Origin of the sequence: Fusibacillus kribbianus, from assembly GCF_030053595.1 — a bacterium.
In the GTDB taxonomy this organism is placed as follows: Bacteria; Bacillota; Clostridia; order Lachnospirales; family Lachnospiraceae; genus Lientehia; species Lientehia kribbiana.
In genome coordinates this window covers 25,322-37,040 of record NZ_JASGBQ010000029.1, presented here as the reverse complement: position 1 = coordinate 37,040, position 11,719 = coordinate 25,322, and the positions used below count along the sequence as shown (strand labels likewise).

The 11,719-nt window shown below is 42.6% G+C and carries 13 protein-coding genes; 9 read left to right on the top strand and 4 right to left on the bottom strand.

Translation table 11 applies throughout. From position 1 onward, the window contains the following. Positions 1 to 151: 151 nt before the first annotated feature. The 4 genes from QJ036_RS14170 to QJ036_RS12560 all read right to left on the bottom strand — a co-directional run bounded on the left by QJ036_RS14170 (position 152) and on the right by QJ036_RS12560 (position 3,363). Positions 152 to 481 (bottom strand): hypothetical protein, encoded by a 330-nt coding sequence (locus QJ036_RS14170; protein ID WP_331487556.1) that lies wholly within the window; start codon positions 479 to 481, stop codon positions 152 to 154. A 206-nt stretch (positions 482 to 687) separates the two neighbouring features. Next, complete coding sequence (locus tag QJ036_RS14165; protein ID WP_331487555.1) at positions 688 to 975, bottom strand: Rpn family recombination-promoting nuclease/putative transposase; 288 nt, start codon at positions 973 to 975, stop codon at positions 688 to 690. 70 nt (positions 976 to 1,045) lie between these two features. Continuing rightward, positions 1,046 to 2,143 (bottom strand): aldose epimerase family protein, encoded by a 1,098-nt coding sequence (locus QJ036_RS12565; RefSeq protein WP_283231717.1) that lies wholly within the window; start codon positions 2,141 to 2,143, stop codon positions 1,046 to 1,048. Positions 2,144 to 2,154: 11 nt separating this feature from the next. Further along, positions 2,155 to 3,363, bottom strand: a complete 1,209-nt coding sequence (locus QJ036_RS12560; RefSeq protein ID WP_283231716.1) for an ROK family transcriptional regulator — start codon at positions 3,361 to 3,363, stop codon at positions 2,155 to 2,157. 214 nt (positions 3,364 to 3,577) lie between these two features. On the opposite strand from QJ036_RS12560, the gene QJ036_RS12555 reads away from it, so the two are divergent. The 9 genes from QJ036_RS12555 to QJ036_RS12515 all read left to right on the top strand — a co-directional run bounded on the left by QJ036_RS12555 (position 3,578) and on the right by QJ036_RS12515 (position 11,635). Then, positions 3,578 to 5,086: a sugar ABC transporter ATP-binding protein gene (locus QJ036_RS12555; protein WP_283231715.1), complete on the top strand. Its 1,509-nt coding sequence runs from the start codon at positions 3,578 to 3,580 to the stop codon at positions 5,084 to 5,086. Between the two features lie 22 nt (positions 5,087 to 5,108). Further along, positions 5,109 to 6,059, top strand: coding sequence for an ABC transporter permease (locus QJ036_RS12550; RefSeq protein WP_283231714.1), 951 nt, complete (start codon positions 5,109 to 5,111; stop codon positions 6,057 to 6,059). 59 nt (positions 6,060 to 6,118) lie between these two features. Continuing rightward, complete coding sequence (locus QJ036_RS12545; protein WP_283231713.1) at positions 6,119 to 7,099, top strand: sugar ABC transporter substrate-binding protein; 981 nt, start codon at positions 6,119 to 6,121, stop codon at positions 7,097 to 7,099. Positions 7,100 to 7,136: 37 nt separating this feature from the next. Further along, the gene (locus QJ036_RS12540; protein WP_283231712.1) at positions 7,137 to 8,090 is read left to right on the top strand and encodes a 6-phosphogluconolactonase; all 954 of its coding nucleotides are present in this window, start codon (positions 7,137 to 7,139) and stop codon (positions 8,088 to 8,090) included. 481 nt (positions 8,091 to 8,571) lie between these two features. Continuing rightward, positions 8,572 to 8,763, top strand: coding sequence for a hypothetical protein (locus QJ036_RS12535; protein WP_283231711.1), 192 nt, complete (start codon positions 8,572 to 8,574; stop codon positions 8,761 to 8,763). 474 nt (positions 8,764 to 9,237) lie between these two features. After that, positions 9,238 to 9,447: a hypothetical protein gene (locus tag QJ036_RS12530; protein WP_283231710.1), complete on the top strand. Its 210-nt coding sequence runs from the start codon at positions 9,238 to 9,240 to the stop codon at positions 9,445 to 9,447. Further along, a complete protein-coding gene (locus tag QJ036_RS12525) occupies positions 9,431 to 10,219 on the top strand; it encodes a phage replisome organizer N-terminal domain-containing protein (protein WP_283231709.1) in 789 nt (262 codons plus the stop codon). The genes QJ036_RS12530 and QJ036_RS12525 overlap by 17 nt, the downstream gene beginning before the upstream one ends. After that, a complete protein-coding gene (locus QJ036_RS12520; protein ID WP_283231708.1) occupies positions 10,219 to 11,103 on the top strand; it encodes an ATP-binding protein in 885 nt (294 codons plus the stop codon). The genes QJ036_RS12525 and QJ036_RS12520 overlap by 1 nt, the downstream gene beginning before the upstream one ends. Beyond that, a complete protein-coding gene (locus QJ036_RS12515; RefSeq protein ID WP_283231707.1) occupies positions 11,084 to 11,635 on the top strand; it encodes a hypothetical protein in 552 nt (183 codons plus the stop codon). Before QJ036_RS12520 ends, QJ036_RS12515 begins: the two co-directional genes overlap by 20 nt. Positions 11,636 to 11,719 lie beyond the last annotated feature (84 nt).

Here is an 11,719-nt window from a genome sequence, read left to right as displayed (position 1 = left end):
CTTTTAAGGGCAGCTGAGAATGTGGTGCAGTTGGCAGACTTTCAGTGCGCCTTCCGGGCGCAAGCAGGCAACAGCCCCTTATAGGGGCAGAACAAGCCACCGGCTAAGCCGGTGGTCTTGACTAAAAGTAGATATTCTCAGAGTATTAAATTTAAAGACGGATTCCCAGGCTGCCTTCTGTTTCCAGTTCATGTGCAAACGCTTCCACGGACTGTATCCTGGCAGATAATTTATGCCATCTCTTTAAGGTGTCCAGATTCATTTCTGAGAGGATCCGTTCTCTCAGATATTCCGGAACAGGTCCGTAATCTTCCAGAAGTTCCAGTATCGATTCGGCTTTTCCCTCGGCTTTTCCCTCGGCCCTCTCATCTCTCAGCATCTCTTCCAGTAACATAAACTTTTCCTCCATTCTCCGGCTTTCTTTGACATGACGCACAGAAGACTGAAGACGCTTCACAAATTCATCATCATAGTCATCCATACTCGCTGCCAGGTCTGCTCTCACATACCTTACCGCACGAAGTGCGTCCGCCCGCAGGGCATGCATTGAGGGGGTGCCCTTGGGTATATTTCAGGAATTGCACCAGAGCCGTCGGAGTCTCATCCTCGTTTTTTCCATGGGTGCTTAAAAAAATACTGCCGCTTCCATCATTCAGAAACAGGTTGTCATCTCCCAGACAGTTCTGCTTAAAGGTATAACAAACGGACTCTTTTCCCCAGCTCCGGCTTTGCCGCCAGCTGCATCTCTACATTATAGTGCTTATTTTCTTTATCTTTTGCATATATGTCTAATCTCACACCCTTGTTTTCCGGGTGATACATCAGACTTTTCTCCCGGACAACTTCTACTCGTTCGATCGGAAAGCCCAGAACCATTTCCAGAAAATCCCGGCAGTTTTCTTCCTGTGTCATAACTGCGCCGAACATGAAATTGTCCTTGATCGTAAGGTCCTGCAATGTTTTCTTTGTACCCATGTTCCTCCGTTTCCGCAGAGGAATTCTATGGAAAAATTATAGCACAGGCGCCTGCGGATTACAATTGAATTTAAAGCTCTGTGTTTCTATCTGGAGAAAAGCGCGAAAGTACATACCGGATTTCTCGATGATAGACCTGCCCTGACTGAAGAAGAACAAGATTACGTTGTGAAGGAACATTTACAGCGTTAGGTGGTGCCTGGGGCTCTAGGCATATGGCAGTATGCCTGTTATATATGATTTTTTGTTTACCTTTTATGGAGGGGAGATTATTGGCAGTATAAACCAGTAGGCCAGGCATATCAGAAAAACAGGTGAGACGCAGGCCGGTGTCTGGAGAAGATAATTCAGCCATAGGACGCAGACCGATTCCGGGGATGGGAAAAAAATGGTCAATCCCTCCCGATGTATAGAGCATCGAAGAAAGAGGAAAAAGGACTTCGCAAAGCGCACGAGGACGAGTAAAATCCAGACTTGATTCGTTGACAGGAAAATAATTGCCGGAGGGCAGTCCGTTTTTATCCAGACTTTCATAATAATCAGAATAGATTTGAAGAAAATGACCATTTATTGAAGAAAGTGCAGATTTAATACCTGTCTGATTATAAGTGGGTGGAGCCAGATGAAAAAAACTATGATTAGTAAAACTCAGTGCTGTTTCTTTGTCACAGACAGCGGAAAAAAGAATCTGGAATGAATCGCCAGATAAAATGCGGTATGTGATAGATGCATCTAAATGCCCTGGAAGCCCGGTTTCTTCTTCTGAAAATAGGGCATTCAGACAAACTCCATCGGGAATGGAGGTACCTTGCCACAGTTTTTTATGAAATCCAGCCGGACCGCTGTGTAGGCAATGACCATTGGTATTTTGTTGCAGACGAATTTTGCGATTATCCAGGATCGTTTGCCCATTAACAACTAAATCGGCGATGGGGCCAATGGAAGCTCCCAGGCAGTTATTATCGTTCTGATAGTCGAAAAGGTTGTCATAACCGAGAACTAAATCGCGCATCGTTCCGAAGGCATCCAAAAAACGGAGAGATTGTAAAATCCCCCCGTATTCACAAACAGATAAAGAAAGACCGGATGGATTAGAAATTTCATACAAGAAAACCGGTGTTTCTTTGTACGTTCCCCAGGGGATCACAGATTGAGTAACTGGACACATCATATACTCCTTTAAGAAAACATAGCCTGATCGTATAAAATATCGCTGATATTGTTTAATACCAGTACACCGGCACCGAGAAAGGCAGGATCTGTGTTACACGTGCTGAGTTTCATTGTAAGGTTTTCAAACAGCTGCGGATTGACTCGGGCCCTGACGAATTCTTGTACTGATTGGAGGAGAAGTTCGCCCGCACCGTTAGAGACCATTTCGTCACCGAAGACAAGAATACTTGGATTATACAAGTAGATGATATTGATGATACCTGTACCTAAATAACGCATAGCAGTCTGGAAAACTTCAGTAGCAACAGGATCATTCTGAAGGAGAGCCTGAAAAAATTCTTTTTTCGTACAATTATCAGAGAGCGATGAGGAAGTGGCTGAGGAAGCAAGTTTTTGCGCATTTTTTACAAGTGCGGCAGTGGAAGTATAGAGTTCCAGGCAACCGCGATTGCCACATTTGCATAAAGGTCCGTCTGGATTAACAGACATATGACCGATTTCTCCAGCGACACCTTGAATGCCACGGAGAAGCATTCCCGATGAAACAATACCAGCGCCTGTACCTTCTGCCAGGGTGATGTAGACGAGGGTATCATAGTCTGTAATACTGCTGTCTTTCCACCATTCGCATAATGCGCCGATGTTGGCATCATTTTCAGCATAGACAGGAATCTGAAATTCATTGTAAATTTCTTTGCAAATGTCAATGTCTCCCCAATTAACCAGTTCACCAATTAAACCAAGATAGTTGCTATTGTCGTAAGGGCCAGGCAGAGAAATCCCGATACCAAGAATAGGAGGTGCAAGGGGAGATAACTGTTCCTGTCGAATCAGGGATTTAATGTTTTCTAAAAGTTTTCTACGGTCAGTGTCATTGGTATAGGGTATGGTAGTGTAGTTTTTTTGCTGTCCCTCCAGATTATATCGCCCAAGAAAGATATTGGAGCTGGTTATACGAAGATGAATTGCATGAAAGCGGTCATAGTTGATCTTCAGGCCGATCGAGCGGCGTCCGACACCATTGGTTGCCAATGGATATTCATATAAAAGACCGATATTGATGAGGCTATTAACGATATTAGAAACTGTGGCTGCGCTGAGACCTGTTTTTTTGGCGAGTTCTACACGAGTACATGCCTGGTGCTTGCGAATTAGATTAAAGATTAGTTTTAAATTAATTCTCTGAATAGTACTACTGTTATATCCGTGAGGCATAAAATTCTCCATTCTGTTTTAATTAATTTATTGGTTAAACTTATTATAAGGCAAGGTTACAAAAAAATAAAGAGGGTAATTATAAAAATATTTGTTTTATTTATAAAAACAAATAAAAGCTATTGACAAAACGATCCAATAATGATATTAATTAATTAAATGAATAAATAAATTGACATAACAGATAAAGTAGTACAGGAAAAGGAGGGAAAATATGCTGAAAGAGAATATGGATGAACAGGATGTTATTCTTGAATTTTCGGGAATTACGAAAAGTTTTCCGGGCGTAAAAGCGCTGGACAATGTTTCTTTTTCGGTAAAAAAAGGAACTGTACATGCGTTAGTGGGAGAGAATGGTGCCGGAAAGTCGACATTGATGAAAATTCTGAATGGCCTATATCATGCTGATAGTGGAAAAGTTCTATTGAACGGTAAAGAAGTTCAGATTCGAGATTCTATACACGCACAACAATTAGGAATTGGAATGGTTCACCAGGAACTTAATGTAATTGGGGAATTAAGCATAGCAGAAAACATATTTCTTGGAAAGGAACCTAAAAACAGATTGGGGCTTATAGACCATAAAAAACTGAATTCGACAGCAAAGACATTTTTATTACAGCAGAAACTACCTTATAGCCCATCGTTAAAGATGAAGGAAATGTCGATTGGTGAACAGCAAATGATAGAAATTATTAAAACCGTTTATTTCAATTCTAAGATTATTGTAATGGACGAGCCAACCTCATCGTTAAGTGAGTCTGAGGTGGAGAAGTTATTTACAAAAATCCGAGAGCTGAAAAAGCAGGGATCGACAATCATTTATATCTCCCATCGCCTTGAGGAATTAGATGAAATTTGTGATTATCTGACAATCATGCGTGATGGGCAATTTATCCGTACGGTTAAAGTAGGAGAAATCACCAAAAATGAGATTATTTCTGAAATGGTGGGACGAACGATTGAAAACACATATCCTAAGGTGAAAGCAGAAATTGGAGATGTCATTCTGGAGGCAAAAAAACTGAGTAATGAAAAAATCAAGGATGTCAGTTTTTGCGTAAAACGTGGTGAGATACTTGGATTCGCCGGCCTTGTCGGTGCAGGGAGAACAGAGGTTGCCAGAGCTGTTTTCGGTATGGATGAATTGAAAAGTGGTGAAATTTATATGGAGGGGGAAAAAATTTCAATAAAAACACCAAAAGATGCTGTTGACAATGGAATCATGATGGTTTCTGAGGATCGAAGAAAATATGGGCTGGTAACAAAAAGAAGTGTTTTGGAAAATATTTCTCTTCCCAATTATGATCGCTTCAGTAAGACACTTTTTGTAAATCATAAAGCAGAAAAAAATGTTTCTGCAGAAATTATAAAAAAACTAAGTATTAAGACACCGAATCTGGATACGATGACAGCATCTCTTTCTGGAGGCAATCAACAAAAGATAGTTATCGGGAAATGGCTGGTGGCAAGCCCTAAGGTATTTATTCTGGATGAACCGACCAGAGGAATCGATGTAGGTGCAAAATATGAGATTTATAAACAAATGTGTGAGTTTGCGGCAGAGGGTATGTCTATCATTATGATTTCTTCTGATTTGCCGGAGCTTTTAGGGATGGCAGATAGGATATATGTCATGAGTGAAGGGAGAATTACGGGAGAACTTCTGGGAGAAGAAGCGAATCAGATGAAAGTCATGCATTATGCAACAGTAAACAGATGATGGTGGAGGAATGAAAATTAAAATGGAAAAAATAAAGAAGATAAAAGCAGGGACTGTGTTTAGTAAATATGCAATTTATCTTGTGTTCCTGGTAATGTTTATTGCTTCAATTTTTATGTCAGATAATTTTATTAAACCAAGCAACTTGATCAATATTCTGGTACAGGTGAGTCCGATTCTGATTATTGCCTGTGGTGAAACAATGGTAATTATCGCGGGAATGACGGATCTGGCACCGGGAGCTGTGCTGGCATTGGCAGGATGTGTGGGAATCGGTGTCACGATTCAGACAGGAAATGCTTTTGTTGGAATGGTGGTATCTATTACGATAGGTATTATCTGCGGATTGATTAGCGGAATAGCCGTATCCAGATTTAATATTCCTCCTTTCATTGCAACGCTGGCGGTCATGAATATTGCCAGAGGTGCAGCGTATGTATATACAGGCGGAAAAACAATCTATAATATTGGAGATTTTGCGTTTTTTGGTCAGGGAACGATCTTGGGAATCCGTGCTCCCATTGTATTTATGGTGTTGATTACTGTTATCAGTTATATCATATTAAAACATTCGAAATTTGGGAGATACTTGTATGCCGTCGGCGGTAATGAATATGCAGCAGTTGCTTCAGGTATTAAAGCAAAAAAAATCAAATTAATTGCTTATCTGATCATCGGTGCATACTCTGGATTTGCAGGCGTTATCCTCTGTTCCAGAATTAATAGTGGTTTGCCGTCCACTGGCCAAAACTACGAGTTTGATGCTATTATTGGCGCCATTATCGGCGGAACTTCTTTTACCGGCGGTGTCGGTTCCATGGGTGGAACAGTAATTGGATGTCTGATTATTGCTTTGTTAAATAATATGATGAACCTAATGAATGTTCAGTCTTATTGGCAGTCAATAGTGAAAGGTATTGTAATTATGCTGGCAGTTGGTATTGACATGGCTAAGAAAAAATCCAAAATGTAAGTTTGTTCTAAAGTGCGGAGCACTTAAAAATAAAAAATCTAAAAGAAAGGAAGAGTATTATGAAGAAATTGTTGGCAGTTTTGTTGGCGGTAATTATGGTGATCGGATTAGCAGCATGTGGAGGTGAAAAAAAGGAAGAAACAAAGAAGGAAGATGAAGTAAAAAAATGGTCAGCAGGCCTGGTAGCTAAAAACCAGACCGATCAGTTTACTGCATGGCAGGCAAATGAGTTGGTTGCCGCAGTAGAGAACAAATACAGCGATAAATTCAATATTGAGGTGATTGATGGAGCCGGAGATAATGCAAAACTGATATCCGGCATGGAAACTTTTATTTCCAAAGGTGTTGATGTGATTTTTGTACAGCCTAACGATATCGAATCTTTGATTCCGACGATTAAAGAAGCTTATAATCAGGGGATTATTGTTATCACTCTTAGTGAAAAGGTGGATGATGGAAATAGTACTGCAATTGTATCCAGTGAGAAAGATATGGGATATCTTCTCGGTGAGAAAGCAGCAGAGGTTCTTCCGGAAAATGCAAATGTAGTTTTGATTGAAGGACAAGCAGGATTAACCGCTGTTATTGAAAGAACTGCAGGTATTAAAGAAGCTCTTTCAAAAAGAGATGATATTAATATTCTGGTTATACAGAATGCAAACTGGGAAAGAGATAAGGCTATGAATTATATGGATGACTGGCTTACGGCGTATGATAAAATCGATGGTGTTTTGTCCCATGATGATGTTATGCTTCTGGGTGCAGTAAAGGCAATCGAAAATGCAGGGCGTCTGGATGAGTTCAGTTTCTTGGGCGGTATTGATGGCCTTCCGGAAGGATGTGAAGCTGTTAAATCTGGTCTTACGACATGTTCCGTAGCGCAGAATGCGCCTGCACAGGCAGAAGCAGCGCTTGAGATGGCGATCCAGACACTGGAAGGCGGTACGCAGGAGGAAGTCGTTGTTCCTACCGAACTGATCACAATCGAGAATGTGGATAAATGGCTTGAAATTCATGAAAAATCTGGAAATATTGAGTAATAAAAATAATATTGAATGATATAAGGGAGATTTAAAAATGGATATGATGAGTACGATTAAAGGGTCTATGTTCGAAAGCCTGTATCCGGAAGGCTGGGATCTTGAACGTTTAAAATATTGTGTTACCAGTGATCCTGCTACCATCTGTACACCACAGGATTTTTGGAATCAGGATTTTAAACCGATTCCAGTGAAAGATTTGAATGATATGGCAGTACGCTTTGGTCATGAGATTGCCATGCAGATTCGTCTGGCAAAGGAAGAAGGAAAGGAGTTGATTTTAATCCTTCCGGTAGGACCAATGGAGATGTATCGTTGGACTGTGTACTTTTTAAAGGAATGGGGAATTACCTGTGAACATGTTCATGGATTCAATATGGATGAATGGGCGGATTCTGAAGGAAATACCATGCCGGCAGATAATCCGGTAACATTCCAATATGCCATGAACCAGGCGTTTTATGGACCTCTTGGAACACAGGGAGTGCCGGAAAAACAAAGGCATTTTGCTACAAAAGAAGAACTTCCAAATTATGCGGAGCAGATGGGGGAGCTTCGTGCTAAAGGGGCGAAACAAGTAATGGTTTACGGAATTGGACGAGCCTGCCATATAGCTTTTTGGGATCCCCATTTTGCAAAGGATTATTCTTCGGAAGCAGACTGGCTGGCAGACACACATAGGATTGGAGCGATGCTTCATCCTCTCACTGTTGAGCAGAATGCGTATCTTACGTTCCACGGAAATTATATTCCGTTAAGCTGCTATGCGAATACGATTGGACCGGGTCTGATGTTTCAGTCAGATTTTGCTGTTGGTGGCTGTGACGGGGTACTGGGAAGGGGAATGAGTTGGCAGGGACAGTCTTTGTGGATGACACTTCGATATGGAACGACTCCCTGGATTACATCCAGCTATATACCAACTATTCCCGGGAAACTATTGTTTTTGGAAGAATTGGCTTCAAGTTGTTCGGAAATTAATCCACACTGATAAGCAGATCATATGGAATAACGAGGCTGTTAGAAGATCCGGACAGAAAGAATAGAACTGAGTATAGGGTTCAAAACACAAATAATTGTGGATAAGCCTTTTATTGTTCGTACAGCCCGAGAGGTTGATCAAATGATCAGCTTCCCGGGCTTTTTGGTTTGTGACGAGCCAAAGTCAGGGCTTGCCCTGGACCTTAGCGACCGCTTACAATCTCAGAACGTGCCCCTTGGACACTTCTGATGATTCATGTCTGAAAAACATTTCAAAAAAACTTTCAACTTTTTCAATTTTGCGATTCACGCAGCTAATTATCCGTAAACACCAAAGAAGTGAGAGGATAGATAACCTTCTCATTTGAACATTGAAAACACCTGGCGGCATTCGTCGCAGGTTCGCGGCAGTCGGCCCATGGGAATGTAAGTATTCCTACGTGCCTCGTGATGTCGCGGAAATATGCAACCCTCCGGTTTATATCCGTTGTATGTGGAGCGACAGGTTTTCTGCCGCCATGACTCCTTTGGGACGAGCGATCTACAGAGATACGAAACAGGCCTGTTGGTACGGTCTGATTGCAAAGAAGCATACGCGGGACAATGATACTTCCGTCTGGTCGCAGGAATGCGGGCGGCCCGGTGAGTTCCACGGGGAGGTGAAACGGCCTATGAGCGTCTGACCAAGATGCGGGTCGGAGGGTTCCTGTTCAGTACAGGGTGTCGGGGACAAATGAAAACTGAAAATGACTTAATGAAGTAACGATTTTTAATCGTGAAAATATGTGGCGGAGTACCAGGCGATAAGTGAACGTATTCCGCCATATCCTTTTGCGATTAAGTAACCGGTGCTGCCTGTCCACACCGGGCAGCCGGGGAGAAACGCAAAGATTGGAGGATGTGTTTATGAAGTCAGAAAGACGATATGCGGCAAATAAGCCTAAGGATTGTAAGTACTGTTATTACTGGGGAGGCAAATATAAAGGGTGTACCTTATCGGAGGAGCGATGTTACTACCTTCTTCCTGAGGAAAAAGAAAAGAAGCCCCAAAATCCGTGTGATGGTTGTCCTTATGGAAAAAACAGTCCCTGTATCGGCTATTGTCTTCGAAGTATTATGGCGGAGACAAAGAGGAAGGGAGCTGGGAAATGATGTCGATGGCAGGTAAGCGACTGGCTCGCTATGAAGTTATGATGCGAAGAGCATCGGATGAGACTTTTGAAATTTCTGAAGATTTCCTCTGTATGGGCTGTCCTCATCACAGGCCGGATTGGGAATACCGTTTCTGCGAATTTCTGGAGTGTCCTCACATGAGGGGTGTTCAAACCTTTTGGGAGGAGGTGCTTTTGGATGCCGGCAAAGAGTAACAAGAGGTATTACTGGTTAAAGCTCCATGAGGAATTCTTTAATCAGCAGGCACTCAAGTATATCCGGAGGCTTCCGGAGGGAGAAAAGATCACCATTATTTATCTGAAGCTCCTCTTAATGAGTCTGAAAACGGATGGTTACATTTATCTGGAAGGCTTATATCCGACCATTGAGGAAGAGATTGCCCTTGCGCTGGATGAAGAATTGATGTCCGTGCAGTTTTCACTGGCGGCACTTGAAAAAGCCGGCTTATTGGAAAGAGGCGATTCTGATGACTGGGAAGTGTATATGACGAAGATACCGGAAATGACGGGTATCTGGTCGGAAACAGCAAGTACACAGAGATCCCGGATTTCAAGAGCCAGAAAAGCAGGGCTGCTTGAGGACAAAAACAGTCAGGGCGTTGCATTGCAACGCGGATGCAGCAAAATGCAGCAAAAATGCATCACAGAGAAAGAGATAGAAAAAGAGACAGAAACAGATACAGAGAAAGAACGAGAGTCAGATGGCTCCGGTCCGCATCTTTTCGGTGTGAATCGGAATGTGATCCTTTCGGACGCAGAATATGGAAGTCTCAAAAAACTCTATCCGGATTATCTTGGGAAGATCGATTATTTTTCTGCTTATATGGCCAATACCGGTAAACAGTATGAGAATCACTATCTTACGATTTTGCAGTGGGCAAAGTATGACGAGCAGAAGTGTCCCCGGGCAGAACCTAAGAAAAGAGGTTTTCCGGATTATTCATTCAAGAAGGGAGAGAGTTATTGATGGATGCTGTATCTGAAATTGAAAAAATTGATGTTCAGGCAGAGAAGAATTTGAACCCGGTCTTTCAGGAAGATTACGTTGGGAAGGACGGCCTTTTGTATTGCGGCAGGTGTCATACAAGGAAAGAGTATCGGATCAATTCTGCACTGCTCCGAAAAGAAATGATTGTTCGTGTGAAATGTCAGTGTGAGCAGGAGCAATGGGACAGGGAAGAGGCAGCGCGTGCGCTAAGAGAAAAGCAGAACCGGATCCGAAGAATGAAAGGGACCTGCATTCATGATCGGGCACTTCTTGATTGTATCTTTGAGGAGGATGACGGCAGCCTTCCTCAAATAGGCTCAGCAAGGAAGTATGTGGAGACCTGGCAGGAAAGAAAGGCCAATAATGACGGATTGCTGCTTTGGGGCGGAGTAGGAACCGGAAAGACCTTTTATGCGGCGTGCATTGCAAATGCCCTGATCGAGGAAGGGGTATCCGTTCTGATGACGAATTTCTCCAAAATCCTGAACCAGCTCAGTGGGATGTATTCGGAGGATAAGAATCATTTTATTGCCAGCCTGATGGAGTATTCCCTTCTCATCATTGATGATTTTGGCATCGAGCGAAGCACCGAATATGCCCTGGAGCAGGTTTTTAACATTATCGATGAGCGGTACAAGACAAGACTTCCGCTGATCGTGACAACAAATCTTTCTCTGGAGACCATGAAGAACCCGGCAGATATTGCTCATCAGCGTATCTATGACCGGGTTCTTGCCATGTGTATTCCGATTAGCTTTCAGGGAGAAAACCACAGGAAAGCCGATACAGAGAAAAAATTTAAAAACGGCAAATGCCTGTTTGAAGACGAAGGAGACGAAGAGAATGGAAATGAGATTGAATGATTTTAACCGCAGAGGAGCGATCTGTGCTTTTAATAAAGCACTTCCGCAGGAGGTATTGGACGGCCTTAACAGCGAGGAACTTGTAATCTACAGAGCTATTGAAAAGCTGCAGGCGAAGTTTTTTGTGGTCATGAAGCGTATCAATGATACGTATATGCTGGTGGCACCAGTCTTCGAGACACAGAAAAAGAGAGACTGCAAGGGGATCCGGGTAAACAACAGGCGATTCTGGGTGAACTTTATGACTTTTTATGTCGTTCCGGAAAAAATCATGGAGGCTGTTCCCGGTAAATATCTGGATTACAGCTATAAGACGATCTGTGCGATCTATGATTCCCACAACAACGTACTCAGGGAAAAGTGGAGAAAAGAAAACGAGAAGCGGATCATGGATCAGGAGCATCGCCGCATGGCGAGAGAGCGCAAGAAAAATGAGAGACGCTGCAACATGGATTATCTCTATCCGGTTCCGGAATATTTGCAGAGAGCAGCAAGAAGACCCTATAGCGGCGGCTTGATGGCGGCGAGATAAGGAGGAAGGCATGATCTGGTTGTGGCAGCGCATCTATCCACCCTGGCATACATGTGAAATCAGAGTTTAAAGGAAGGAGGAACT